Annotated in this window: 22 protein-coding genes and 3 pseudogenes; 5 read left to right on the forward strand and 20 right to left on the reverse strand. The window is 50.4% G+C overall.

All coding sequences use genetic code 11. From position 1 onward, the window contains the following. Positions 1-83 precede the first annotated feature (83 nt). The 4 genes from lspA to ACLJRE_RS10890 are packed head-to-tail and all read right to left on the reverse strand — an operon-like array spanning position 84 to position 4,624. Entirely contained in the window at positions 84-584 is a 501-nt protein-coding gene (gene lspA, locus ACLJRE_RS10875; RefSeq protein ID WP_000042736.1) for a signal peptidase II, read from the reverse strand. Next, positions 584-3,418, reverse strand: a complete 2,835-nt coding sequence (gene ileS, locus ACLJRE_RS10880) for an isoleucine--tRNA ligase (RefSeq protein WP_001563101.1) — start codon at positions 3,416-3,418, stop codon at positions 584-586. Before ileS ends, lspA begins: the two co-directional genes overlap by 1 nt. A 44-nt stretch (positions 3,419-3,462) precedes the next feature. Then, the gene (ribF, locus tag ACLJRE_RS10885; RefSeq protein WP_000767311.1) at positions 3,463-4,401 is read right to left on the reverse strand and encodes a bifunctional riboflavin kinase/FAD synthetase; all 939 of its coding nucleotides are present in this window, start codon (positions 4,399-4,401) and stop codon (positions 3,463-3,465) included. 7 nt (positions 4,402-4,408) lie between these two features. Further along, on the reverse strand, positions 4,409-4,624 hold the full coding sequence (locus tag ACLJRE_RS10890; RefSeq protein ID WP_001538903.1) for a DUF2575 family protein: 216 nt from the start codon (positions 4,622-4,624) through the stop codon (positions 4,409-4,411). Positions 4,625-4,729: 105 nt separating this feature from the next. Between ACLJRE_RS10890 and rpsT the strand changes: the two genes are divergently transcribed. From rpsT to ACLJRE_RS10905, 3 genes are all read left to right on the forward strand, one after another. Further along, on the forward strand, positions 4,730-4,993 hold the full coding sequence (gene rpsT / locus ACLJRE_RS10895) for a 30S ribosomal protein S20 (RefSeq protein ID WP_001518655.1): 264 nt from the start codon (positions 4,730-4,732) through the stop codon (positions 4,991-4,993). A 460-nt stretch (positions 4,994-5,453) separates the two neighbouring features. Next, positions 5,454-6,827, forward strand: coding sequence for an MFS transporter (locus ACLJRE_RS10900; protein WP_023197710.1), 1,374 nt, complete (start codon positions 5,454-5,456; stop codon positions 6,825-6,827). 39 nt (positions 6,828-6,866) lie between these two features. Next, a complete protein-coding gene (locus tag ACLJRE_RS10905; protein WP_001116450.1) occupies positions 6,867-8,906 on the forward strand; it encodes a TIM-barrel domain-containing protein in 2,040 nt (679 codons plus the stop codon). A 54-nt stretch (positions 8,907-8,960) separates the two neighbouring features. Here ACLJRE_RS10905 and nhaR read toward each other — a convergent pair whose 3' ends face one another. From nhaR to ACLJRE_RS10945, 8 genes and pseudogenes are all read right to left on the reverse strand, one after another. Continuing rightward, positions 8,961-9,860, reverse strand: coding sequence for a transcriptional activator NhaR (nhaR, locus tag ACLJRE_RS10910; RefSeq protein ID WP_000062872.1), 900 nt, complete (start codon positions 9,858-9,860; stop codon positions 8,961-8,963). Positions 9,861-9,921: 61 nt separating this feature from the next. Next, entirely contained in the window at positions 9,922-11,088 is a 1,167-nt protein-coding gene (gene nhaA / locus ACLJRE_RS10915; protein WP_000681340.1) for a Na+/H+ antiporter NhaA, read from the reverse strand. A gap of 162 nt (positions 11,089-11,250) precedes the next feature. Further along, positions 11,251-11,478, reverse strand: a pseudogene (locus ACLJRE_RS10920) (arylsulfatase); the annotation flags it as partial. After that, positions 11,400-11,657 (reverse strand): hypothetical protein, encoded by a 258-nt coding sequence (locus ACLJRE_RS10925; RefSeq protein WP_000528981.1) that lies wholly within the window; start codon positions 11,655-11,657, stop codon positions 11,400-11,402. The pseudogene ACLJRE_RS10920 and the gene ACLJRE_RS10925, both read right to left, overlap by 79 nt. Before the next feature lie 118 nt (positions 11,658-11,775). Beyond that, entirely contained in the window at positions 11,776-13,029 is a 1,254-nt protein-coding gene (locus ACLJRE_RS10930) for a transposase (RefSeq protein ID WP_023212753.1), read from the reverse strand. 17 nt (positions 13,030-13,046) lie between these two features. Next, a complete protein-coding gene (locus ACLJRE_RS10935) occupies positions 13,047-14,243 on the reverse strand; it encodes an anaerobic sulfatase maturase (RefSeq protein ID WP_001189143.1) in 1,197 nt (398 codons plus the stop codon). Between the two features lie 103 nt (positions 14,244-14,346). Beyond that, entirely contained in the window at positions 14,347-15,840 is a 1,494-nt protein-coding gene (locus tag ACLJRE_RS10940; RefSeq protein ID WP_000754364.1) for a sulfatase, read from the reverse strand. Between the two features lie 20 nt (positions 15,841-15,860). Continuing rightward, a complete protein-coding gene (locus ACLJRE_RS10945; protein ID WP_000052612.1) occupies positions 15,861-16,625 on the reverse strand; it encodes an outer membrane protein OmpK in 765 nt (254 codons plus the stop codon). A gap of 455 nt (positions 16,626-17,080) precedes the next feature. On the opposite strand from ACLJRE_RS10945, the gene ACLJRE_RS10950 reads away from it, so the two are divergent. Beyond that, positions 17,081-17,377 (forward strand): 5'-nucleotidase C-terminal domain-containing protein, encoded by a 297-nt coding sequence (locus ACLJRE_RS10950; RefSeq protein ID WP_001542932.1) that lies wholly within the window; start codon positions 17,081-17,083, stop codon positions 17,375-17,377. Positions 17,378-17,584: 207 nt separating this feature from the next. Here the strand turns inward: ACLJRE_RS10950 and ACLJRE_RS10955 are convergent. Continuing rightward, positions 17,585-17,764: pseudogene (locus ACLJRE_RS10955) on the reverse strand (arylsulfatase); the annotation flags it as partial. Between the two features lie 822 nt (positions 17,765-18,586). On the opposite strand from ACLJRE_RS10955, the pseudogene ACLJRE_RS10960 reads away from it, so the two are divergent. Then, positions 18,587-18,980 (forward strand): annotated as a pseudogene (locus tag ACLJRE_RS10960) (transcriptional regulator). 121 nt (positions 18,981-19,101) lie between these two features. Here ACLJRE_RS10960 and ACLJRE_RS10965 read toward each other — a convergent pair. The 7 genes from ACLJRE_RS10965 to bcfC all read right to left on the reverse strand — a co-directional run bounded on the left by ACLJRE_RS10965 (position 19,102) and on the right by bcfC (position 25,770). Next, the gene (locus ACLJRE_RS10965; RefSeq protein WP_000558466.1) at positions 19,102-19,386 is read right to left on the reverse strand and encodes a hypothetical protein; all 285 of its coding nucleotides are present in this window, start codon (positions 19,384-19,386) and stop codon (positions 19,102-19,104) included. A 67-nt stretch (positions 19,387-19,453) separates the two neighbouring features. Further along, a complete protein-coding gene (locus ACLJRE_RS10970) occupies positions 19,454-20,299 on the reverse strand; it encodes a DsbA family protein (RefSeq protein ID WP_000291393.1) in 846 nt (281 codons plus the stop codon). Between the two features lie 64 nt (positions 20,300-20,363). Further along, complete coding sequence (gene bcfG / locus ACLJRE_RS10975; RefSeq protein ID WP_001135024.1) at positions 20,364-21,095, reverse strand: fimbrial chaperone BcfG; 732 nt, start codon at positions 21,093-21,095, stop codon at positions 20,364-20,366. Next, on the reverse strand, positions 21,061-21,579 hold the full coding sequence (locus ACLJRE_RS10980; RefSeq protein WP_001243228.1) for a fimbrial protein BcfF: 519 nt from the start codon (positions 21,577-21,579) through the stop codon (positions 21,061-21,063). The genes bcfG and ACLJRE_RS10980 overlap by 35 nt, the downstream gene beginning before the upstream one ends. A gap of 15 nt (positions 21,580-21,594) precedes the next feature. Further along, positions 21,595-22,140, reverse strand: coding sequence for a fimbrial protein BcfE (locus tag ACLJRE_RS10985; protein ID WP_001082038.1), 546 nt, complete (start codon positions 22,138-22,140; stop codon positions 21,595-21,597). Further along, a complete protein-coding gene (locus ACLJRE_RS10990; protein WP_000701255.1) occupies positions 22,141-23,148 on the reverse strand; it encodes a fimbrial protein BcfD in 1,008 nt (335 codons plus the stop codon). Further along, complete coding sequence (bcfC, locus tag ACLJRE_RS10995) at positions 23,149-25,770, reverse strand: fimbrial usher BcfC (protein WP_001245846.1); 2,622 nt, start codon at positions 25,768-25,770, stop codon at positions 23,149-23,151. Positions 25,771-25,773 lie beyond the last annotated feature (3 nt).

Below are 25,773 nucleotides of genomic sequence, written 5' to 3' on the forward strand. Positions count from 1 at the left end.
CCGCCATCCGGCACCACGTTTGCCTGATGGCGCTGCGCTTATCAGGCCTACAAAACCGGATAAGCGCCACCCGGTATTTACGCTTATGCCTGTTCTTTCGCTGTCGGCTTCGGCAAAAAGCCTTCCAGTACTATCAGCGCAGCACCGATACAGATCGCGCTATCGGCAAGGTTGAACGTCGCGAAATGCCAGTCGCCGACGTAAAAATCGATCATATCGACAACGAAGCCGTGCCACAGACGATCGAACAAATTCCCCAGCGCGCCGCCGATGATTAACGCATAAGCGATGTTATTCAGCTTCTGCGTTGCTTTCGAGCGATACATCATCACCAAAAGAATTACGCAGATCCCTATCGCAATCCCGGCAAAGAACCAGCGCTGCCAGCCGCCGCTATCCGCCAGGAAGCTAAAAGCCGCGCCGTAGTTACGCGCATAATGCAGATTAAGCGACGGGAACAGCCCTACCGTATCCCCCAGAGCGAAATTCTGGAGGATCAGGTATTTGCTGCCCAAATCGATAATCAGCACGACTACTACCAGCCATAGCCAGCGTAGTCCTGTTGAACAGAGTGGTTTACTCATCAGGCAAATTTACGTTGTTCGCCATTACCGGCGATGTTGCTGACACAGCGTCCGCAGATATCTGCATGTTCCGCCACCTTGCCGACATCAGTAGTGTAGTGCCAGCAGCGCGGACACTTATCACCCTCGGCACGCGTTACCACTGCCTGAACTGTCGTATTACCAGCATTGTACTGAATATTTTCATCATCAATACCCCCCGCTTGTTCAGAAATCACGAACTGGGAAGTAATGAAGATAAATCTGACCTCTTCACCCAACAGTTTCAGCTTCTTAATCGTACCGTTAGCATCGTCAGCATATTTCAGCGTCACTTTTGCTTCCAGGTTCGATTTGATGCCATTGGCTTTCTGATTTTCCAGCTCTTTGTTGACCTGGTCCTTGATATAGCGGACATCGTCCCAGAATGCGTCATTAAATTCTTCATTCTCTTCCAGGCCAAACAACCCGTCGTACCATTCGCCGGTGAAGACATATTTTTCACGCTCGCCCGGCAGGTAGCCCCAGATTTCATCAGCCGTGAAGGACATGATCGGCGCCATCCAGCGAACCAGAGCTTCTGCGATATGATACAGCGCAGTCTGGCAGCTACGACGCGCGACGCTATCAGCCTTCGCGGTGTACTGGCGGTCTTTGATGATGTCGAGGTAGAACGAGCCCATTTCAACGGAGCAGAAGCGCATCAGGCGCTGTACCACTTCATGGAAGTCGTAAGCTTCGTATGCCTTCAGAATCTCTTGCTGCGCCGTTTTCGCGCAGCCCACCGCCCACCTGTCCAGCACCACCATCTCTTCCGGTTTGACCATATCGGTGGCCGGATTGAAGCCATTGAGGTTCGCCAGCAGGAAGCGCGCGGTATTACGGATACGACGATAGCTGTCGGCGGCGCGTTTGAGGATCTCGTCAGAGACCGCCATTTCGCCGGTATAGTCAGTAGACGCCACCCACAGACGCAGGATATCCGCGCCCAGTTTATTCATCACATCCTGCGGCGATACGGTGTTACCGATGGACTTGGACATTTTGCGCCCCTGACCATCGACGGTGAAGCCGTGAGTCAGTACCTGGCGGTATGGCGCTTTGCCTTTCATCGCCACGCTAATCATCAGGGAGGACATAAACCAGCCGCGATGCTGGTCAGAGCCTTCCAGATACATATCGGCAGCGTGACCGGCGAATTCCGGACGTGCGTCAACCACGGAGTAACTGGTGGAACCCGAATCAAACCAAACGTCCAACGTATCCGGAACTTTCTCGTATTGATCAGCATCTTCGCCGAGGATCTCTTTCGGGTCGAGATCCCACCATGCCTGGATACCGTCAACTTCGACGCGTTTCGCCACCTCTTCCATCGCCGCCAGAGTACGCTCAATCGGCAGCAGCTCCTGCGTTTCTTTATGCACGAACAGCGACATCGGTACGCCCCAGGTACGCTGACGTGAGATACACCAGTCAGGACGGTTAGCGACCATTGATTCAATACGCGCCTGACCCCAGTCCGGGATCCACTGAACGCCTTTGATCTCTTTCAGGGACTGTTGACGAAGCCCTTCTTTATCCATGCTGACGAACCACTGCGGGGTCGCGCGGAAAATGATCGGCGTTTTGTGACGCCAACAGCACGGATAGCTGTGCTGCATTTTTTCGACATGCAGTAGCGCGCCTTTTTCTTTCAGCAGTTCAATAACGATATCGTTCGCTTTGAAGACGTTAACACCGTCAAGCGTTGGATATGTGCCTGGCAGGTAAGCGCCGTCCGGCCCAACCGGGTTAGCCGTTTCCAGGCCATACTTTTGACCGATCACGTAGTCATCCGGGCCGTGACCAGGGGCGGTATGTACCGCGCCGGTACCTGCGTCCAGGGTGACGTGATCGCCGAGGATCGCCGGCACGTCAAAGCCCATAAACGGATGGGTAAAGCGCAGCAGTTCCAGCTCCGCGCCTTTTACGGTACCGAGAATGGTGTATTCAGCCGCGCCAATACGCTGCATGACGCTTTCAACCAGATCTTTCGCCAGAATCACCGCCTGTCCGTCAATCTGCACCAGCGCATAATCAAAGTCCGGCGCCAGGGAGATGGCGCGGTTAGCCGGCAGAGTCCACGGCGTGGTGGTCCAGATGACCAACGAGATCGGGCCGCTCACGCCCGGCAAACCAAACTTCGCTTTCACCGCATCCTGATCGACGGCGCGGAACGCCACGTCGATAGACGGCGACGTTTTGTCGTAATATTCAACTTCCGCTTCCGCCAGCGCGGAACGGCAGTCAACGCACCAGTGCACCGGCTTAGCGCCTTTGTGCAGATGACCGTTTTTGATAATTCTGCCCAGCGCGCGGATGATGTTAGCTTCGGTTTTGAAGTCCATGGTCAGGTACGGATGCGACCAGTCGCCCAACACGCCCAGACGAATGAAGTCTTTACGCTGGCCGTCAACCTGCGTAGCGGCATATTCGCGGCACTTGGCGCGGAATTCAGCGGCAGTGAATTTCTCGCCCGGCTTACCGAACTCCTGCTCGACTTTCAGCTCGATAGGCAGACCGTGACAGTCCCAGCCCGGCACGTAAGGCGAGTCAAATCCCGACAGTCCTTTGGACTTCACGATAATGTCTTTCAGAATCTTGTTAACTGAGTGACCAATATGAATGCTGCCATTCGCATATGGAGGGCCATCATGCAGAATGAAGGTTTTTTTGCCTTTTTTGGCCGCACGAATGATGCCGTACAGATCATCATCGGTCCAACGCGCCAGCATTCCCGGTTCACGCTTGGCGAGGTCGCCGCGCATCGGGAACCCTGTTTCCGGCAAATTCAGGGTCGATTTATAGTCACTCATCAGATTCTCGGTTCCGTATTTCGGTTTGATAAACACCGTCAGGATTACACCTGCCCGGCTAGCCCAAAAAACTTGCGGGCCGTTAACTCATCGCGTGCGATTTGCGCTTTTAGCTCATCAAGCGACGCAAATCGCTGCTCATTACGTATCTTTTTACGCAGTATTACATCTATATGGCGACCGTAGAGGTCCATTACAACGTCCAGCAGGTGCACTTCCAGTTGTTGACGCACGCCAGCCACCGTTGGACGAGTGCCAATGTTCGCTACGCCGGGTAACGGCTTATCGCCAAGCCCGGTGACTTCCACCGCATAGACCCCTTTTACCGGGGAGACCTGACGGCGCAGCGGTAAGTTCGCCGTCGGGAAGCCAATGGTACGTCCCAGCTCGTCGCCATGAACGACACGCCCGGAAATAGTAAAGGGATGTCCCAGCAGGCTTTCGGCAAGCGCCAGGTTATCTTCCGCCAGCGCCTGTCTCACTGCGGTACTACTGATACGCACGCCGCCTTCACAAAAGGTTTGGGTGCTGGAAACCGCAAAACCATACTCCGCCCCCGCCTTCTGTAATAACAAGAAATCGCCCGCGCGGCTAGCACCAAAGCGGAAATCATCGCCGACGGCAAGAAATTGCACGCCAAGTCGCTCCACCAGCAGTTCGCTGATAAACGTTTGCGCCGTCAAAGCGGCAAAGCGGCGATCGAATTTCACGCACAGCACATAGTCCACGCCGCACTGCGCAAGGTAATGCAGTTTTTCACGCAGGCGCGTCAGGCGAGCGGGCGCTTTATCCGTCGCGAACAGCTCCAGCGGCTGCGGTTCGAAAATCATGACCACCACCGGCAGACCGCGTCTGCGTCCTTCTTCCTGCAAACCCTGCAGTAGAGCGCGATGCCCTCGATGTACGCCGTCGAAATTACCAATGGTCAGCACACACCCATGCGGGGCCTGACTGAGATTATGTATGCCGCGTATCAGCTTCATGTCTGACTCAAAACAGTGAAAATCGCAAGAGTATACCTTGTACAGCGGTCAAGGTTAACCGACTATTGCCCTGAGGAAACATAAAGAAGATGCTTTTCATCGCCATGCGGCAAACTCCGCCCCAAAACCCGCCGCTTAATGCAATTTTTCTCATGGAAAGGCTGTATTCACAGCACGCAAGCTGGTAGAATCCTGCGCCATCACTACGCAACGAGTGCTGCAATTTAAACGGCGCTTATTTGCACAAATCCATTGACAAAAGAAGGCTAAAAGGGCATATTCCTCGGCCTTTGAATTGTCCATATAGAACACATTTGGGAGTTGGACCTTGGCTAATATCAAATCAGCTAAGAAGCGCGCCGTTCAGTCTGAAAAGGCTCGTAAGCACAACGCAAGCCGTCGCTCTATGATGCGTACTTTCATCAAGAAAGTATACGCAGCTATCGAAGCTGGCGACAAAGCTGCTGCACTGAAAGCATTTAACGAAATGCAACCGATCGTGGACCGTCAGGCTGCTAAAGGTCTGATCCACAAAAACAAAGCTGCACGTCATAAAGCTAACCTGACTGCACAGATCAACAAACTGGCTTAATCGCCTGCTTGTTATCAGCTTTGTAAAAAAACCCGCGTAAAGCGGGTTTTTTTATGCCTGCTATCTGCCGTTTTTCTCGTCAACCGCTGGCGCCGATCTCACTCGTTAACGCTCTTACTAACCAGCCTCTTTTTTCAGCTACTCCTCCCTTAGCCACGTCACGTAATACTTGAAAGTTATTTTCTTTCACTGTTTTCCTTTTTTTATTTCATTATTAAAAAAACTGTGACCACCTTAGCAAATAGAAACATCGCTCATTCAAAAACTAATAAACGCAATCCTGATGTAAGATTTGATAATTGATTGATGCCGTCGGGTTAACTACTTTTCATGTACACCTTACTTACTCATTTTAATCTGAGGTTAAATTCAAAAACGACATAAAAATAATATTCAAAACTTGCTTAGAAAGTAGAGGTTGTTTTTCTGGGCGTATCGTACCAATATCGGAGTTATCATTATGAGTTCTGTCATTGAGGATACCCAGCCTTCCGGGTCAGCATCATTGTCTTTACTACAGCGTATTAGCTATGGCTCTTTGGATGTGGCGGGTAATCTGCTGTACTGCTTCGGTTCAACGTACATTTTATATTTCTACACAGACGTTGCGGGCATTAGCCTTGCCGTAGCAGGCGTTATCCTGCTGCTGGCGCGTATTATCGATGGCATAGACGCCCCCATATGGGGGATCATCATCGATAAAACGCGTTCACGCTACGGTAAATGTCGTCCCTGGTTTTTATGGTTACCGCTGCCTTTTGCGGTATTCAGCGCGCTGTCATTTTGGTCTCCTGATATCAGTATGACAGGAAAAGCCATCTATGCAGCAATATCTTATATGATTGCCAGCATTCTATTTACCGGACTTAATACACCACTCAGTGCAATATTACCCCTGATGACCTTATCTCCCAAGGAAAGACTGGTTTTAAATTCCTGGCGAATGACCGGTGGGCAAATTGGGGTTTTATTAATGAACGCGACCGCCTTGCCGTTAGTCGCTTTTTTAGGTAACGGTGATGATCACGCTGGTTTTATTTATACGGCAATTACATTTGCCATTATATCCTGCGCGCTAACGCTCTTTGCGTTTAAAAACATTCGTGAAATGGATACGGATAAAATACAGCATGAACCTAAGTTGCCGATGAAAAAAAGTTTCGCGGCGATGAAAGGTAACTGGCCGTGGATCCTGATGGTGCTGGCTAATCTGATCTTCTGGATTGCCCTACAGCAGCGCAACACGACCATTGTCTATTATCTGACCTACAACCTCGACCGTAAAGATCTGGTACCGCTGATTAACAGCCTGGCGACGATTCAGATCCTGTTTATCATCGCTATCCCCTTCTTTAGCAAATACCTGGCTAAAACCTGGATATGGGTAGGCGGTCTGCTGGTCGCCACGTTTGGCGGCGTCATGATGTGGCTGGCAGCGGACAACATTACTTTCCTCATCGCCGCCTGGATACTCGGCAATATCGGCAGCGGTATCGCCTGCTCAATGCCGTTTGCCATGCTGGGGTTCGCCGTCGATTTCGGTGCCTGGAAGACCGGTATTAAGGCTACCGGCATTCTTATCGCCTTCGGCAGCACCTTCTGCATCAAGATGGGTAGTGGCCTCGGCACCGCTTTCGCCGCCTGGATCATGAACAGTTTTGGCTATGTCCCCAACCATGTCCAGAGTGCTGCGGGTCTGGAGGGAATTATCTGGGCCTTTATCTGGGCACCCGCCCTACTCTTCGCGCTCGCAGCGATCCCACTACTTTTCTTTCGCAAATACGAAGCGATGGAAGAGAAGATTCGCCACGATCTGGAAACCATCAACTCATAACGTTCTTTACCTTCACCCTCGAATATGGGAGGCACCACCATGCCATTTATGCAACAAGACCCGCGTCGTCTGGTCTGGCAGCAAAACGATCGCTATTTATGGATTGAACCCTGGGGCGAGAACAGCCTGCGCGTACGCAGCGGCCGTCATCTGCCGGTAATGAGAAATGAAGACTGGGCATTGACTGAGCCAGTCGCAGAAAGTCAGTGCCACATTGATTATGAGCACCACCAGGCAACGCTGACCAACGGCAAAATTATCGCTATCGTCAATCAAAAAGGACAAGTTACCTTTTACCGCCATCCACACAAACCCCTGTTGCAGGAGTTCTGGCGCCTGCGGGGCGAAATTGGCGAGGATGAATCATCTCACGGCCAGTACGTCAGCGCACTCAACCTTGAGGGACGCGAGTTCCGCCCGATTCAGGGTGGGAAATATTCACTGAAAGCCCGCTTCGAAGCCACCGAAGGGGAAAAAATTTATGGTATGGGGCAGTATCAACAGGCCAACCTGGATCTCAAAGGATGCGTGCTTGAGCTGGCGCAACGTAACTCCCAGGCCTCAGTACCGTTTATGCTCTCCAGTCTGGGCTACGGATTTTTATGGAACAATCCGGCAGTCGGACGCGTAACCTTTGCCCAAAACGTTACCGAATGGGAAGCGCAGGTCAGCGAACAGCTGGACTACTGGATCACGGCTGGCGATACCCCGGCAGAAATTAGCCGGGCTTACGCGCTGGCTACCGGCACACCGCCGATGATGCCGGACTACGCCATGGGCTTCTGGCAGTGCAAACTCCGTTATCGCACGCAGGAAGAGCTGCTGGAGGTCGCCCGCGAATATAAGCGTCGCAATCTGCCTATCTCAGTGATCGTTATCGACTTCTTTCACTGGCCGAATCAGGGTGACTGGATGTTCGATGCGCGCGACTGGCCCGATCCTGATGCCATGATTGCCGAGCTGAAATCGCTGGGAATTGAGCTGATGGTCTCCGTCTGGCCGACGGTAGATAACCGTACCGAAAGCTATCGGGAGATGCGCGAAAACGGCTGGCTGGTACAAACGGAACGTGGCTTGCCGATCAATATGGATTTCCTCGGCAATACCACTTACTTTGATGCGACTCATCCGGGCGCGCGCGACTACGTCTGGGGCAAAGCCAAACGCAACTATTACGATAAAGGCGTGAAGTTATTCTGGTTAGATGAAGCCGAACCTGAGTTCAGCGTTTACGACTACGACAACTATCGCTACCATGCCGGGCCGGTACTGGAAGTGGGCAATATCTACCCACGTATGTACGCTAAAACCTTTTTTGACGGCATGAAAGCCGATGGCGAAGACCAGGTTATCAACCTGCTACGCTGCGCCTGGGCCGGCAGTCAGAAGTACGGCGCACTGGTCTGGTCAGGTGATATTCACTCCTCGTTTAGATCGCTGCGCAACCAGTTTGCCGCCGGACTCAATATGGGAATCGCGGGGATACCGTGGTGGACGACGGATATCGGCGGTTTCCATGGCGGTAATATTCACGACCCGAAATTCCATGAATTGCTGATTCGCTGGTTTCAGTGGGGCGTCTTTAGCCCGGTGATGCGTCTGCACGGCAACCGCGATCCGCAGATTTTACCTGCACAACCGTACCGGGATGGTATCGCCCAGTGCCCTACAGGTGCGCCGAACGAGGTCTGGAGCTACGGTGAGGAAGTATGCGACGTACTGACAGGTTGCCTGGCGTTGCGAGAAAAACTCAAGCCCTATATCAAAGCGCTGATGGAGGAAACCCATAAGCACAATTCGCCAGTGATGCGCCCCCTGTTCTTTGAATTCCCCGAACAGGAAACAAGTTGGGCAATCACCGACCAGTATTGTTTTGGTCCTGACCTGCTGATCGCCCCCGTCATGCATGAAGGTATGCGCGAGCGTGATGTCTGGCTACCAGAAGGGGAAACATGGACGGATCTTGCGACCGGTGAAAGCTATTCAGGAGGGCAGACGCTGCATTACGCTACGCCACTGAACAGAATTCCGGTGTTTATCCGCGAAGGTGGGCAGTACCGTAGCCTGCTGAACTTGTAGAATGATTCCGGCTGCGGGCTAGTTCCGCAGCCGGAAGTATTACGGTAGGTATGTCTACTGTAGTTTAAACAATGCCGAGTAGTCCGCATTGCAAATACGCTGCACCGCCGGATGCTGGATCATTCTCTCGGCAAAAATCGCATGATATTCTTCCATGACATTCTCCACGCGCCCAATCTCTATTACCGACTCATCGGCATAAAAATCCAGTGAATAAAGGCTCGGCGCCACAAAAATCGCATCGTGCGTCGCGCCAAACGCCTTCATTAAGGCCGCGTCATCAAATTCACCGAGGATCTCAACCTGCAACCCCTGCGAATTAAACCAGTTCAACAACTTACGCCCCAGCATTGAGCGACGTCCCGGCACCAGCAACCGTCGCTCTTCCAGGCAGGCAGGGAACGCTTTTTCAGGAAGCGGATTCGTACACCAGAAACTGACGCTGCATTCGCCGATTTTGACTGAGAATAGCCCCTCCTGCTGCGTGGAATCTATCGGGCAGTCGGAGATAATCATATCCAGCTTGTGCTGGCTGAGCTGTTCGAGCAACATTTCGTGCGTCGACTCAAAGCAACGCAGATGTATGGGTTCGTCCACCACCACCGCCGCATCCAGAACGCTGCTGACCAGACGCTTGGATAAAGCATCGGCGACGCCGACATCAAACAACAGGTTTGATTCTTTGCGGTAATTGACGATATCCAGCATCTCCTGGCTTAGCGTAAACATTTTGTCCGCATAGCGAAAAACCAGCTCGCCCAGTTCGCTGGGCTCAAGACCGCGTCCCTTACGTTTAAATAGCTTCCCCTGTAAACGCTCTTCCAGGGCTTTAATTTGACCCGTAATGGTTTGCGGCGTCAGAAAAAGCGCCTCTGCGGCACCCACGACAGAACCTTCTTTATAGACATGCCAGAAGTAATAAAGATGGTTGTAGTTAATATGAGACATGCTCATTCCTCTCCCTGTTCAATGTCGCAAGGGAGCGATTCATCGCTCCCCCTTTCCTTCGTACTGGTTATGCCGGCGCGTTCAAACGCGCGCGCAACCAGCTATACCCCACCACTGCGGAGAGCAATGAACCAATCAAAATGCCCAATTTCGCCCAGTTAATAAGTTCCGGATCGACATTGCCAAATGCCAGGCTGGCGATAAAGATGGACATCGTAAAGCCAATGCCACACAAAATGCCGACCGCCATGATTTGCTGATAAGTGGTCCCTTGCGGCAGATGCGCCAGCTTGAAACGCAGCGCCAGCCAGCAAAACAGGCTAATCCCCAGCGGCTTACCAATCAGCAGACCGGCAATAATTCCCAACGGCAGCATGGAGGTCAGACCGTCAATCGTGACGCCCTGAAGAGAAACGCCGGCATTCGCAAAAGCGAAGAGCGGCAGGATCAGGTACGCGACCCACGGGTGCAGAACATGCTCCAGACGCTTGGCCGGCGAGCGACCGTGTTTTTCTTTCAGCGGAATAAAGAAGCCGACAATGACGCCTGCCAGCGTCGCGTGAACGCCGGACTTCAGTACCGCCGTCCACAGCACTGCCCCGACCAGAATATATACCCCAGTCCGTCTGACGCCGCACAGGTTCAGCAGCGCCAGCACGGCAATCGCGAACGCCGCTACGCCCAGCGAGACGATAGAAAGATCGCTGGTATAAAACAGTGCGATAATAACGATGGCGCCGAGATCATCGATGATCGCCAGCGCCATCAGGAATATTTTCAGCGCCAGCGGAACCCGGCTGCCCAACAGCGCCAGCACGCCCAGCGCAAAGGCGATATCCGTCGCGGCAGGAATAGCCCAGCCCTCGCGAGTGACCGGATCGGAGTAGTTAAAGGCCAGATAGAGCAATGCCGGTACAATCATCCCGCCGATGGCGGCAATCACCGGAAAAGCGGCCTGGCGCAGACTGGCTAACGAGCCTTGCATCAGTTCGCGCTTAACTTCCAGGCCAATCAACAGGAAAAACACGGCCATCAGCGCATCGTTGATCCACAACAGCATGTTTTTGTTGATCTCAAGCGCCCCAACCCGTAGCTGAACCGGCGTCTCCAGAAAATCATGATACCATCCACTGGTCGCGCCCATATTGGCCATCAGCATAGCCAGCGCAGCGGCGATGATGAGAATGATGCCCCCAGAGGCATCGCTGCTAAAAAATCGGTGCAGATGTTTCACTTTTTATTCTCTCAATCAGGTGAATTCTTCGAATCTACTATCTTACCTCGCCTGACTCATCGTTAAAATTAGATTATATATGATGAATAGCTCGTTTTTTACGAAATGAAGTCCGACTTACGCCGGACTTTTTTAGTGCAGTCAGTCATTGATGATAGACCGCTACGCGTACAGATCCATTTTATACACCCGGAAACTGGTAATATCGTAGCGATAGCCTTCCCCGTTCGTTTCCGCGTTTTTGTAGTAACCTGACGTCATAGTCGCTTCAAAAAGCACGGTTTTCTCCGTAGGCGCAATCTCCTGGAAAATTAGCAGCCCCATCGCCTCGCTGCCCGCCTGCGGATCGATAATATCGCTCTCGCCAGGCTGGCAAGAGATGGCGCGGCCATAAACGGATTAAGAATAATCAGCGCATTTTGTACTGTATTACTTTCTGTAATCTGGCTGAGGCTGTGCTCATAAATCGCCGTATGGTTGAGCACCATCGCATTTTGCTTATCAATCCTCTGATTGACGGCAAGACACGGGGCAGGAAGCGTATTCTTTTGATGTTTGAACGGCCCCATGATCTCTCCAGTATATCGTTGTCGTTCCTTGCTGGAACAACGAAATAGATACGCTGGAGAGGGTTGTGCTGATAATCAAAAGCCATCGACTCAGCTCTATCACACGGCATGCGATGCGTTATCCGACCTTACGGGATTGATTATATTCATACTTCAGATAATCCAGCGTTGCCGTCACATTTGCCGGTGACAGACGATTAAGCTGCGCCAAAAAAGGATGCGCATACAAATAATTAATGAACGCCGTCGCGCCTTGTAACGTAGCATAGCGTTGCTGGGTGATTTTTTTATTACCGGTGAGATTACACACCGCCATAGCATAATCGCGGGTAGAAAAAGTACGCCAGACATTGTTACGGATACCGCCGCTTAAAAACAGGCGTGGCGGAATATCTTTTTGCAGCGGCGTCGTACCGCGTTCTTTGACAAATGAAATATGGCAACGGCCCTGATGGACATGCGGCATGTTCGCCATCATGCATCCCCCCAGAATAAAGCATTCATGATCGAGGTAATGCTGAACGTTTAAGGTGCGTTCGTCCGTCAGCATCCGCACCAGTTCAAAATGGCGGTAGGCAGGCAACACCGGCTTTACGATCATTCCGGAGTCATTCTTATATAACGAGGCCGGACCGTAATCGATATCAAATAAAGTTTCGCGGCGCGCTGTAATCGCTTCCTTACGTTGCACCATATGCGCCAGTGTTCCCGGAGGTAGCCGTTCTTCATAATACGACTGATACTGCCAGGCTTTATCCAGCGGCTGTGCTGAATAATTTGACGAAATCGCCACCACCCTTCCGCTTTGTTCTTCTGCCGTCACCAGAACATACAGGCTGCTGTCTCCACCGTTATAGTTCACCCGGAAAGCGCGGGTGCTGAGTGCGATATCGAAGGCCGGAAACTGCTGGCATCGCTCCGCAAGGTTTGCATTACGGGATAGTTTAAACAGCGCCCGGTTAAGGCCTGTGCTGTCTAATTTCAGCTGTGAGCGGATCCCGGCAAGCGATGTCCCTTCCTCAATTAGGGTTGCCAGCTCGTCCTGTCGGCAATCGCTTTTTGCCTTTTCGGGGACGATGAACGTTTTCCGACACTGACTACACGCCATGCGGTGTTCTCCCTGAGTCGAGAAGCCGTATTTCTTTAATGAGGTGCTGCCGCAGGCAGGACACTGTTTGACCAGGCCTTTCCATCCCCGGTTTACCGTGTGGCGAAAAAGATTTAACGCCCCAGCGGAAATAACAGGAAACAGGAAACCACATTCCCGACAAAGAACATCTTTTCCCTGGCGGACATAATCCGGACTGTTCAACACGCCCAGATTTTTACATCCCGGCGTTTTACAGCAGTCCACATTAATATTGGCAAACATGCGTTCCTCCTTGAGCATTACTTAAAAAAAACAGACCGGATCTCCGCCGGTGACAGGTTATTTACGTAAAGGGTTTTCATCGCTTTCATCATCGGCGCGGTATGAGAGAAAAAGCACTGATAGCCGGCACAAAGATAGTTTTGCTTCATCGGTCCGCAAGCCGAAGGCAAAAAGCGGTGTTTAGGGCAACCGCCATAACAGGCGAATTGCCACGGGCAGGTATGGCATTCCTGCGCCATCGTGCGGCTTTTATCGAGACCAAACTGCTGGTTTTGCGCGCTATTATTCATCTGACGCAGCGGCGTGCCGTTAATATTGCCGAGCTTATATTGCGGGTAAACGAAATGATCGCAGTTATACACATCGCCATTCATTTCCATTGCAAAAGCGCTACCGCAAACGGGCGCAAAAACGCAAACCTGAGGGGGGAGTCCACACCATGCCGCCAGCGTTTGTTCAAAGAGTTGAATGCCGATATCACCAATATCTTCGCGGATCCAGATATCAAAAATGGCATTCAGGAACTTTCCAAACTGTAATCCGTCCACTGACCAGGGGGTTACTGCGGTTTTCTCGTCCTGCGGATGCGCCAGCATTCCGTCTTTATTTGCCGCTCTTTCCACTAGCGGAATAAACTGCATATAGCGGCTGCCGATAGATTTCAGATACGCATAAACCCGCTGCGGGTGTAGCATATTGCTCTGACTCACCACCGTGAGAGTATTAAATTCAACGCCATGACTCGCCAGGCATTTTATCGCCTGTTCAACTTTATGATGGGTAGGTTGCCCTGCGCGAGTTACCCGCCATTCGTCGTGCAGCGCCGCATCGCCATCAATCGAAATACCAACCAGAAAGTCATGCGCCCTGAAGAATCTTGCCCATTCATCATCAATCAGAATGCCATTGGTCTGAAAAGTATTAACGATGGCTTTTCCATTAGCATAACGTTGCTGGAGCGCTACCGCCTGGCGGTAAAATGGCAGCCCCATCAGCGTCGGTTCCCCACCCTGCCACGCAAAAATCACTTCATCTACGTCCTGCGCCGCAATATGCTGTTGCACAAACAACGCTAGCGTTTCTTCCGTCATCTTGTAATGGTTTTTTCTATCGGGATAGAGCATTTCCTTTTCCAGATAGAAGCAATATTTACAATCAAGATTACACACCGACCCGGTCGGTTTGATCATTACCTGACAGCTTTTCCGTTGCATATTTTCCGTATCCCTAAAATAAAAGAACCTGACTCAGCACGAGGGCGCTGAATCAGGCGGGCAGAGCCCTAAGTGGCATACTTAATTTTTTATAATTATCCTTTTAGCCCCAGGTCACCGGCGTTGGTTTGTCGCCACGGGCTTTCATTAATGAGTCGTTATCGATGTCCTGTTTCATTTTCAGGAACTTGCCATACAGCTGTTTTTCAATTTCAGGCTGTTTGCCAATTTGGTTCAGCGTTTCGAACCGATCTTTTTTCAGGTTATAGAGGTATTTAGGTTTATTTTCACGATCGATGATCATTTTCCAGTCACCGTCGCGGATCGCCCACTCATCGGTCGGATCATCCTGGAACGGCATATCAATACCGAAGATCAGCGGCTTATTACGTTTTAACGTTTTCTGCTCCAACAGCGGAACCAGCGATTGCCCGTCGTATGTACGATCAGTCGGCAGTTTGAAATCCATCATGTTCGCCAGCGTCGGCATCCAGTCCAGACCATACACCGGCGTATCGGTAACGACGCCCTGTGGAATGTGTTTACCGTATTTGATAATTGCCGGAACGCGAATACCGCCTTCCCACAGGTTATCTTTACGTCCGCGCAGACCGTCAGTCTCGCCTGCGAGGTTCAGCTCGTAGACTTTACGCGCTTCACGCGTCACCGGGCCGTTATCACTGGTGAAGATGACAATGGTATTATCTTCTTCCCCCATCGCTTTAATTTTATCCAGTACTTTACCGACTTGCGCATCCATATAGCTGATATTGGCGTAATATTCACCGGTACCGCGCCACGGTTTATCCGCCCAGTCGCCGTAGAACAGATCGGGATGCTGCTTCTGGTATTCGCTCATGTATTGTGAATACATATCGAGGTATTTTTTCGGCGAGGCCAGCGGGCTGTGAACTTCCGTAAAGGCAACGTATAAGAAGAACGGTTTGTCGTCTTTCTTGTTATCTAGCCAGTTCACCACTTCAGAACTGACAAATTCGCCGCTGATGCTATCGGCACGATCAATATGTTTGCCGTTACGCATCCAGCCGGTTGGGTGAACGACGCCGTAACGCGGGCGCTCTTTGGCATTATCCAGCGTAGCATCGGTCACAAAGCCAGCCGGGTTCACCAGCGAGTAATCAAAACCTAACTCTTTCGGCTGCGGCTGATCGGTACGATCGCCCCCGGCGTTGAGATGCAGTTTACCCATCATCGCGGTATCGTAACCCTGCTGTTTCAGCAGATTGGCTATGGTCAATTCGTTACGTCCAATAGAAACATTAGTACCTTCAGGGATCCAGGAGCGTACACCGGTGCGGAAGGGCATACGGCCTGTTAACATCCCGGCGCGGGAAGGAGAACACAAAGGAGCCGGCGCATAGTATTCAGTGAATTTGACCCCTTCTTTCGCCAGGCGGTCAATATTCGGGGTTTTCACTATCTGGTGACCGTAAGTCGCCAAATCACCATAGCCAAGATCATCTGCCACAATAAAAACCAAGTTCGGGCGTTTTTCGGCAGCCGCGTGCACGACAGATATCGTACTTGTCGCACAAAGCGCCAGTCCAATCATGCTGGCAATGACTGTTTTTTTCATTTCAACTCCTTTGATTTTATTTAAAATGAATATCCGACCATATAAATCATCTGGTCTCCATATCCGTCATAACCTAGTTTGTTCGCGAAATAACGATATGTCACAGTAGCTTTCCAGCGGGGATAAAATTTCCATGCCAGTGTTAATCCACCATTTAATCCATTTCGACCGAATTGCTGCTCCGTATAAGCGTCATTTCTATCTAGTTCGATTTCATTCCAGTCAGATAAAACAAAATCTTCACCAAATAAATTAAAATTATAGGCTGCAGTCCAGCCAATAACATAGCCATTCCAGCCGCTTGTCTGCCCATATTTCTGCGAGACATAATCACCAGATTGATTATGCAGACCAATATAGGGTTTGAAGAACCCCCAACTCCCGCTCCAACCTAAATACCCCGCTCCATAAAACATATCGAGGTCATCGCCCCATGAGTTATCCCATTGACCATATATCTTGCCGAAGAAAGTATAATCTGAATCAAAGAGTCGTACATGAGTCATGGCAGAAACAGTATGATTTCTTCCAGCAACAGCGTGATTTAACACGTTGCTTTCAATAAATGAATAGAATTCTGCCTCTTTGAAGTTGACACCAAAGTCAGCAGTTACTTTCCACACCTCCCCACGATGTACATTGACGAATCCACTATTCCAGTCAGCATAACCGGCATTAATTGATCCAAATGAATTCTTATATTCCAGTGCATGTACAGAATGGCTAAAAACAGTAGATATTGTAAGTAAGAGACTAAATAATACTGTTCGCTTTATCAGAGACATTGAATATATTTCCCATGGTTATATTTTATTCATCAATGAATATGTTTTACTCCGGTGTCAAAGTTTAACCAAATCTAGTTATAGAATAGTGATATAAATCTCACATCACGCAGGATAAAATTATTTAAAAATAATGTGTCGAGAAATGTTTTTTTATAAAAAATAACTCAATGTTTATTATTAAATCAACACTTCATCTTTTTAGGTCATACCGCAGATTTAGTGTTGTACTAAGCTTTACCTTTTGGATAACTGATAACAAAGATTGATGTGATTTGCCCCGCTGTTCCGTAACTCAGGGAGGGATCCGAAACGGTCATTTCCCCCTCAGGAGTGCAACTCTATCGCTGTAAGCAATACCTGAAAACCTGCCAGCTCAGCCATCACTACAACGGTGCCCTCCATCACACCATTATTGATATGACGATGATTACCTGATCGGTGATGTTCTAAGTATGTATCCTTTTACTAACGACGTAATGAGCGTGGAAATTAGCGGTAACGCTCTGAAGGCGATGATGTCTCATGCAGCCGATCCGAAGAACGGCATGCAGCATGTGTCGAAAACGGCCAAATTCAAACACTACAACACAAAACCGCTGGTACAGCGTATTGTCAAATTTGATATCAAAGGTAAACAGGTCGCAGACAGTACATTCAGTACCGTCGCACTGGATTCCTTTATCGGTAAAGGCCGTGGCGGATTTGACTTCACGAAAGGTAAAAATGTCAAAGGCATTAAAGGGCTGTAAACCTCGCAGGAAATTGCTGATTATATGGAACATATCAATAATATCGTTCCGGATCACACCATGCGTGTTGACGACATCAATAAATAAAACAACTCTCATGCGGTCGTTATCCGATGGCGGCAGATTGATATTATCTTCGCGGGAACGGTAATTACCGTTGTCAAAAACCAGAAACTCCACGATACCCGGTTCGCTGCTTTCAACTCAGACACCAGGATAAAGGCTTAACGGCGCGGTGCCATAAGGATTAAGGGTAATAACGGCATGTTTATATGTATTGTCCTCACGAATTTGGTCGAGGAGCTGTTGGTATATGGCGTTATGGTTTTGCACCATCGCGTTATCGGTATCAATTTTCTGATTCATCAGCGCTCTTGGTACAGGCATGACGAGTGAGGACTGTTAATTTACGTACATAATGATCTCCAGACTATACGTTATGAGACTTCTGCAATGCAGAGGCAATTTCTCTGCCCGTCCAACGTAATATTCTGAAGATGTGCAGCATAGTCACTACGTATAGCGCAATAACAAAAAAATCATAAAAATATTTTATACCGCTATTAACTCATAAAATTTCACCCTGAGAAAGCAAGTCATCATCGAATATTTATTTAGTTCTTTTTACCTATATCCTATAGCATCCATAAGACCGACCAATAGGCCGAAATAAACGTTACACCAGGTAACATAAATTATCATTCAAGCACATAAAAAATGCTTAACCTAAAATCATAGCAACACTTAATAAAATTAAACATAAACGGCAGCAAAATATTATTTTTATGTCCTTTTTTGTGACCAACCGCATTTTCAAATTAATGAATCACAACAGACAATTCTCATCAATTGAATAAAAAATAATGACACACATATTATTTGTCGCTCAAAAAAATGGTTTAAGAATCCTTAAACGACGCGTTATATGCATACCTCATTAAATATTGATAAAACAGGATCAACATGCTTATAAAAAGAACACAAAAACAATAACATTTATTTCACTTAAACAATTTAGCCAATTTAATGACAGTTGATTTCTCAGGCCTGTCGCCCCAACCTATCCTTGCTCATAGCATAGCGGACACGTTGCAACGATGCTGACTATACGGAACAAGTGGGATATCATGGCCTGAAAGCACAAATGGAGTAATCATGAGACAGCATAAAATAAATAATGAGTTTATTTACAATAAATGATTAAGAAAAATCACGTCTTTGAGCAGTAATGCAGCGTTCAAAATAGCATTTATGCGGGCCCGGCGCCTGAGCTATTTAATAGAAAACGCACATCATGAATTGATTATCCGTGAAGGTGTTGCGTACGCCGTTTGGGGGGAACGGGGCAAATTTATCAGCGATACTAACCTGACACAGCCAATTTATCTATTACGCCCCAATCTTAAAAATAGGTTTACAGGAATTACTTATGACCTTACCGAGGCATGGTATAAAAATAAATGAAAAGATCGTTATTGATACAAGCGACCTTCCCCAGCCCTATACCTGTAAAAAACCATACCGACATAAAAATATCATCGCAGTAATCATTTCTATATTTCTGGCGATGCTCGCCTTATTTTATCTTCCAATACGCCTCTAGCGCTGTACGAGAAGATAAGGCGATCACTAAGCGGATATTTTCGGTGGTTATCATCTCTGTTTTTAAGCAACGGAGCACTTAACCACCGTTATTATGCCTCCTTCAGATGTGCATACTATGTTCAGTCATAAATAATCCGCAGCAGCGCCAGCTGTTTGTCCTCATCCAGGTAATGAGGTTCCACCATCGCATACGGTGAAGCGATCGACGTAGTCATATTCTCCACGATAATATGGCGCTCAATACCGTCCTGCCGATGGCAACGCACTTCCAGTACCCCCGTCTCATTCCAGCATCCTGCTTCAACAACCGTTCCCTGAAACCGTATCTGGCTTCCCGCCTGCGCCGCACCGATAACCATGAGCGGCAACCACAACGCGGGCACCACATAGTGTCTGACATGCATAATAAGCCTTCCTGCACTTCTGGTGGCGGTTAATAACGAGAAGCTTTCGCTTCCCGACAAGTGAACACTATCCCTTCGCTTTCTGAATCGCCATTTGCAACATATCCTGAGTCGTGCTTCCCGGGATCACGGTCACCCGTTTTACATCACCGTTTTGCGTCTGAGGCATGACGACAAAAGCAGGCGTGCCGCTAAAATCCATATGCTGCGCCAGTGCCTGGTTAGTGAGGAGCGCATCATGTACTGCACCGCTGCTTTGCGCTTCTTTTACGGCGGCCAACTGCGTCGGCGTTAGATAATGTTGCGCCAGGGTATAGACATCGTGTTCCGTTAACGCGCCTTCCACCTTCCCTGTGGCATAAAGCGCATTATGCCAGTCGAGATATTTCGCCCCGCCCTGGGTAAGCCATACCTGTTCGCCGACTCTGGCCGCCAGTCCGGATACCGGCCAGCGGGAGGAAAAAATAGGAAACTCTTTGAAAATAAACCGGGTATCCGGGTTCGCCTTAATCAGGTTTTCGACCACTGGCGCCATTTTGCTACACCACGAGCACTGGTAATCAAAGAACATCACCACCGCCGCTTTTGCCTCGTTGGGCCCAACGGAAGGACTGCTGCTACTGAGCAACTCAGCACGATACTGTAATGCCAGTTGAACATATGCCTGTTGTTGCGCAATCTGCTGACGCTGATGCAATGTCTCGCTGGCGGCGACCAAAAATTCCGGATGTTCGGCCAAATACGTTGCCACCACCTCTCCCACTTTATCCGGATGACTGACGATGTAGGCTTCCGCCGTCGGGCCAATTTGCGACGTCGGGGCAGAATCGGCGGCGATTGCCGAGGCGGATACGGCAACGCCTGCCAACGTCAACATCGCCAGTCGGGAAAGTTTTAACGCGTGATAATACATAATAAAAGTCTCGTTCGATAAGATCGGAAAGCCTCCCGCTATCGGGAGACGCCTGAAAAATAGGTTAATGAATACGCGTCAGATCCACGGTTTGCGCTGGCATTACCCGCCCATAGTCATTAATACTTTGCCAGCGCACAGTGCAGCGAACCGTGTGCCGGCACCAGTCCGTTTGACGCGTTGCAAAGGGAACCACGACCCCGGCGTTGTCCTGGGCGCGCTCGTTAGCGCGTAATAAAAAGAGCGTAACGTAATAGGGTGTCGGATTGCGTACCGTCGCGCCATCAGGGGTAAGCGACCAGATCAGATGCCGGTAGGCCTGCTGCGGATTGCCGGCGAGTCCCTCAGGGCGATAGAGCAATTTTAAAGCCGAACGAAACGCCATTTGTACACGGTTCGCTTCCGGTTTACCGGAGGGAATAGCGGCGATACTCAAGGTAAACAGACTTTCCCTGTCGGCGGGTAGCGGTTCGCCGGTATAAACCACCCGCAGCGTGTTTTCCTGGCGCGCTGAAAGCATAAATAATGGCGGCGTGACCACGAAGGGCGTGATATTCCCTTCGTTTTTGGTTCCGGGCCAGCGGCCGCCAGGTAAAATATGCGTATCAATTAACCAGGACGCTTCTGAATGGTTACTTACCGGTACGCTTAATGCCGGGGCGTCCGCATGATAGATAAAGCGAGTACCGCCAATCACCACGCCAGCCTGCGCCCATGATATGGGAAGCAAGCACCAATATATTGCGCAGCGTAAAAAGAACTTATTCATAGGCAAGAATGAAGGTTGCGGAGGCATTGGCATCCCCGGGCGTTACCGTGCCGCCATCGGCAAGATAACGCGCGTAAAATTGCAGATGCGCCGACGCCTGGCCCGGACTGAGCGTCACTACATCACTCTCCTGCCCCAGTGGGATTAAGGTTTTATTTTGATCATAAAGCGCAATCCCAATGCCTGAAGCGTCGCTTTCCCCTGCGGTAAGCGCCAATAAATCCGTATTACGGCTGTCCCCCGCACCGCTAAAACTGACCGTTACGCCGCTGGCAGTGCTGCCGCAGTTTTGTAAATCGATAGCAAAAGGTTGCCATGCGGAACCGTCGCCTGCGCGATAAAACTGCCGTTGAGAAACCGCGCCCATCGCCACGTTAATATTTTCCGAGTCTGGAGAGAGCGAACACGTATTGTCCGTGATGGTTCCGGAGACATAGACCCGGCCATCATGCGCCTGGACGCCGGATGCCGCCAACAGCATCCCGATGCCGTACAGGATATCGTTACGCATAATTACGATGGCTCCTCATTCATACTGCATATCGAAATACATGACCGCCGTCGCGTTCCCGGACGTGACCGTAGGCCGGGTCGATTTATAGCGAATATAAAAAGACAGCGTGTTGCGTCCGGCTTTCAACGGATAGACCACCGAGTCGGCATTATTGATACTGATGGTATCCTGATCATCATTCAGAATTTCCACCCCAACCCCGCTTGCTAACATGTTTCCGCTTCCCATTCCGGTATCGGTTATCGCCAGTAGCGCGGGATTGTCCGGATCGGGTTCGCCGGTAAACCAGATCTTCGCCCCGGCAATTCCTCGGGAACAATTCTTGAGGTTGATATTAAAGGGCTTAAATTTTGTCGTTGTTCCCGTCGAAGGAAAATCGCCGACCGCAAACTGCCCTAAATCAATACTTTGACTGAGACTGGAAATATCTATGTCGCAGGTTTGCGCCACAATAGTGCCGGTAAATTCGAGGTTATAAGCGAGGTCGTCAGCGCTGGCATTGATTTGTGGACACAGCATCAGTCCCATGGCAAAAAGAGCGCAGTGTGATCTGTTCATTTAGTCAAAGTCCACTCGCAGGCTGGCCAGCGCGGTAAACGCCCCTTCCGCTGGCGTTTCGCCTGTTGTACTTACCGGGTAGGCCTGCAATGTGATGTTAGCGCGTCCGGCGCTATCGGTGATAAAAGGCGCGACGCTCTGTGCATCATTGGGGATAAGCGCGTTTCCTTCATCGGTTTCGACCACTACGCCGACATCCGCATTATCCGAAGCGATAGCCTGGGGAACGTGGCTATCCGGCGTAGCGATAAGGCGCATCGTTAAATTGACCTGCGAATCCAGGCCGCTGCACTTTACCGGTACGCTAAATTTTTTCGCTCGTACCCCCTCCGGCTTTTGGCCTGCATGGTTGAAATTGCCACTGTACAATGCGCCGAAATTCACCAGAATCGTTTGTCCGGCGTTGATTTCGCAGCTTTGCGGTACGGTCACCGTTCCACTATAAAGAATGCTGTATACGACATCTGTCAGCGGATCGCCTGCGGCGGTCATGACATAAACATTGAACATAGTCTTAGGACTAATATTCACCGTGCCGACGAACGGTTTAACAATTTTGAGCTGAAACTCCAGATTTGAGTCACGAACGTAAAACGGTTGACCCGCTTTCACATTTTCATCATATCCCATCAGGACATTGTTCATCGGCGGATAGATATCGCCCACCGCAGAATCCTCAATTCGCATTCCGCCTTCAAGATAGTCCGGGTCCAGCTTTAAATATTTCCAGTTACCGCTCGTTTCTACGACCGGATATTGCGACACATAGGAGCGATAAGTCTGGCTATTGGTCGCCGCGCCGGCGGGACACACCGCCTGTACATTAACTTCCTGGCTTTTTTCCAGTTGAACCGTCTTTCCCACCTGGTTTTGTTCTGCCGTCAGAGTGGTCGTTAAATCGTAATTAATACTGGAAGGTACACCGTTAACGTTTTTACACACGTCTGCGATTGCGTACTGCGATACGACACTTCCCGCCAGCAGAGCAAATAAAAGAGGTATTTTCATTTAATGACACTCCGCATGTTGTCGACTCAGAATCTGACGGGAGGAAGAGAGATGATAGGACGCGACGCACTGTTGATCCGGCAGGTTCCCCCAGCGAACGTGCAGAACGCCTTGCGCTGATAACCCGGAAAGATAGACTTCCCCGGCCTCGTCAACAATCGCCTCCGCATGGCGATCATTCACCGTCACCGTTGCGCCAAAGGGTACAGGCTTACCGTTATGATTCAGCGTTACCAGGGCACGCGCGCCGACTCGCGCTTTAAAGCGGGCCAGAACCAGCGCGCCTTCGGTCGGCACAACGCGAGTCACCGCGTCATCAATATCGACATCATCAGCCATCGCGTTAACGTCCAGCGCCATACGGTTTTGGCGATATGTTGTCGCATACGGCACCACCGCATAGCCACGCGCGTCCGTATGAATACCCGGCTGGTCGACAACGCCGACGTTGGCTGCGCCCGGCGCGGCAATCAAAATATTGGTATTGCCCAGCGGCTGGCTTAGCGTCACTCCATGCGCGTGCGCCACCAAGCCGCCGCTCAGGCCATAATTCACCTGCTGGTAATCGCCGTTATCGCTAACGTTATAGCCAATGTTGGCGTTGCCTTTCGCCCCATCGTATTCCAGGCTGGCGGAGCCGCTTTCGCCAATACCGTGATTCTGATAACCTTGCTGTATGTTGTAACTAAGATTGTTTTCGTCCAGCAGTGTGCCGCTAAGGCCCGTATTCTGCGTAACGTTATGCTGTTTATCCGTACTGGTGCTAAAGGTAGCGTAAACATTGTGATGGCGCGTAACCTCATCATCGTGTTGCAGCCATTGACTTAGCGGCACCGAGATATTCAGCGCGAAAATTTGATCGCGCTCCGCATCGCCTGCGGATTTGTTATTGTTATAAGAAACACTCCATGCAATACCCGCCAGCGTATCGCTGTATCCCACCTGCAACAAAGAATCCTTTTCATCAGTGTGCCAGTAACTTTGCTGACTGCCGGTAATAAAAAGCGATCCCAACCCGCCTAGCTGTTGATTGATATCGAGTTGTACTTTCCCCCTCCTGGTATAATAAAGATTGTAATAATCCGCCCATTCCGGCCTGCTTTTATCGCTGTCAGTCCGACTGTCATCGTCATAGCCGCTCATCCGTTTCCACGTGGTATCATCCAGCGTATAAAAGCCCGAGGTTGAATAGCGATAGCCCATAAGCTGTAAATTGGTTCCTGACTGTGCAAGCGATTTGGCATACAGGAAACGCAGCGATTGCCCCTGGTAGGTGTTATTATCCGCCAGCGTACTGGTAGCCTGGGTGACATCCAGCGACACCGCGCCCCAGTCGCCCAGATTTGCGCCGCTGCCGATCGCCAGCGCGTGATAATGACTGGAAAGTTGTGTTCCGCCATACAGCGTAAAACCATGCGGTAACCCCCATATCAAGGTCGCCTGACTGAATTTCACCTTCTCTTTTTGACTACTATCGCTACGATACTCCGCCACCGTCGCCGCATACTTCAGCCGCCCTTCTCGTTGTAGAATCGGCACGGCGGAATAGGGCACGTTATAGCGATTAATAGAACCGTCGGACTCTTTGACTTCCACAGTCAAATCGCCGCTGGCGGCGGTAGGATAGAGATCATTAATAGTAAATGCCCCGGGCGGCACATAGCGCTGATTGATGATGTAGCCGTTTTGCCGAATGGTCACTTGCGCGTTGCTTCTGGCAATGCCGTGAATGGTCGGCGCGAAGCCCTTCATGCTGTCTGGCAACATATTGTCGTCAGACGCCAGTTGTAGCCCGCGAAAAGGAAGGCTATCGAATAATGCGGAGGGGGTATAACTATCGCCTGCCGTCAGTTCTCCCTGCAAAAAGACCACATCACGTTCCAGATAGGTACTGATGTGCTGCCAGTCGCTGTCGCTATTCTGGTCGCCGCTATTCGCGTTCCATGTGGAGTAGTCGCGTAACCGCCAGGCCCCCAGATTAAGGCCGCTATTCAATCCAAGAAAATAGCTGTTCTCCGCACTGCCGCCTGGGCTCCGATCCTGACTATTCGCGCCGGTAAAGGTGTAATTCAATAGCAACGCGTTAATACCTTCATCCCAGTATTGCGGTGGGATATAGCCTCTGGCGCTGGCAACCATCGCCGCCTGCGGGATGCTAATGTCGAGACGTTGCTGCGCAAAATCAAAGCGGGTCCGGGCGGCCGGTATCGCACTGGCGAGATCCGGGCAACTTCCCGCCGCCGCCTTCGCCAACAGTGGAAACGCCCCGGTGTTTACCCCCATATTTTTAAGCATTTCAGGCGTCAGGCAGGCGCGTAATCCGCTGTCATCGGTGGGCGCGCTTTTTCCCGTCGTTTTCACCGCCTGGAAGGCTATGTCTCTGGTCGCGAGAAACGTATTGTTCAGGTAAACGTCAACGCGATACATTCCCGCCGCCTGGGCATTACGGGAAAAGGTCGATAAGTCGGCCACCGCAGACGGGTCGTCAGACAGAAATGCCGGGTTGAAATAGTTTTCCGCCCACCCCGGCGCAGGCGCCAGTGCGATAGCCAACGCCAGCGGGGTTAATACGGGTTTAGCTACGCTGGAGTAATATCGCGTCATGAAAAGCTGATTACGCATAAC

Origin of the sequence: Salmonella sp. SAL04157 (assembly GCF_046551635.1) — a bacterium.
GTDB lineage: Bacteria > Pseudomonadota > Gammaproteobacteria > Enterobacterales > Enterobacteriaceae > Salmonella > Salmonella enterica.

What these genes read in the sequence shown, in the direction of transcription:
- lspA (WP_000042736.1), bottom strand. Translation starts at nt 584, where the DNA reads ATGAGTAAACCACTCTGTTCAACAGGACTACGCTGGCTATGGCTGGTA.
- ileS (WP_001563101.1), bottom strand. Translation starts at nt 3,418, where the DNA reads ATGAGTGACTATAAATCGACCCTGAATTTGCCGGAAACAGGGTTCCCG.
- ribF (WP_000767311.1), bottom strand. Translation starts at nt 4,401, where the DNA reads ATGAAGCTGATACGCGGCATACATAATCTCAGTCAGGCCCCGCATGGG.
- ACLJRE_RS10900 (WP_023197710.1), top strand. Translation starts at nt 5,454, where the DNA reads ATGAGTTCTGTCATTGAGGATACCCAGCCTTCCGGGTCAGCATCATTG.
- ACLJRE_RS10905 (WP_001116450.1), top strand. Translation starts at nt 6,867, where the DNA reads ATGCCATTTATGCAACAAGACCCGCGTCGTCTGGTCTGGCAGCAAAAC.
- nhaR (WP_000062872.1), bottom strand. Translation starts at nt 9,860, where the DNA reads ATGAGCATGTCTCATATTAACTACAACCATCTTTATTACTTCTGGCAT.
- ACLJRE_RS10925 (WP_000528981.1), bottom strand. Translation starts at nt 11,657, where the DNA reads ATGGGGCCGTTCAAACATCAAAAGAATACGCTTCCTGCCCCGTGTCTT.
- ACLJRE_RS10930 (WP_023212753.1), bottom strand. Translation starts at nt 13,029, where the DNA reads ATGTTTGCCAATATTAATGTGGACTGCTGTAAAACGCCGGGATGTAAA.
- ACLJRE_RS10935 (WP_001189143.1), bottom strand. Translation starts at nt 14,243, where the DNA reads ATGCAACGGAAAAGCTGTCAGGTAATGATCAAACCGACCGGGTCGGTG.
- ACLJRE_RS10940 (WP_000754364.1), bottom strand. Translation starts at nt 15,840, where the DNA reads ATGAAAAAAACAGTCATTGCCAGCATGATTGGACTGGCGCTTTGTGCG.
- ACLJRE_RS10945 (WP_000052612.1), bottom strand. Translation starts at nt 16,625, where the DNA reads ATGTCTCTGATAAAGCGAACAGTATTATTTAGTCTCTTACTTACAATA.
- ACLJRE_RS10950 (WP_001542932.1), top strand. Translation starts at nt 17,081, where the DNA reads ATGTATCCTTTTACTAACGACGTAATGAGCGTGGAAATTAGCGGTAAC.
- ACLJRE_RS10965 (WP_000558466.1), bottom strand. Translation starts at nt 19,386, where the DNA reads ATGCATGTCAGACACTATGTGGTGCCCGCGTTGTGGTTGCCGCTCATG.
- ACLJRE_RS10970 (WP_000291393.1), bottom strand. Translation starts at nt 20,299, where the DNA reads ATGTATTATCACGCGTTAAAACTTTCCCGACTGGCGATGTTGACGTTG.
- bcfG (WP_001135024.1), bottom strand. Translation starts at nt 21,095, where the DNA reads ATGCCTCCGCAACCTTCATTCTTGCCTATGAATAAGTTCTTTTTACGC.
- ACLJRE_RS10980 (WP_001243228.1), bottom strand. Translation starts at nt 21,579, where the DNA reads ATGCGTAACGATATCCTGTACGGCATCGGGATGCTGTTGGCGGCATCC.
- ACLJRE_RS10985 (WP_001082038.1), bottom strand. Translation starts at nt 22,140, where the DNA reads ATGAACAGATCACACTGCGCTCTTTTTGCCATGGGACTGATGCTGTGT.
- ACLJRE_RS10990 (WP_000701255.1), bottom strand. Translation starts at nt 23,148, where the DNA reads ATGAAAATACCTCTTTTATTTGCTCTGCTGGCGGGAAGTGTCGTATCG.
- bcfC (WP_001245846.1), bottom strand. Translation starts at nt 25,770, where the DNA reads ATGCGTAATCAGCTTTTCATGACGCGATATTACTCCAGCGTAGCTAAA.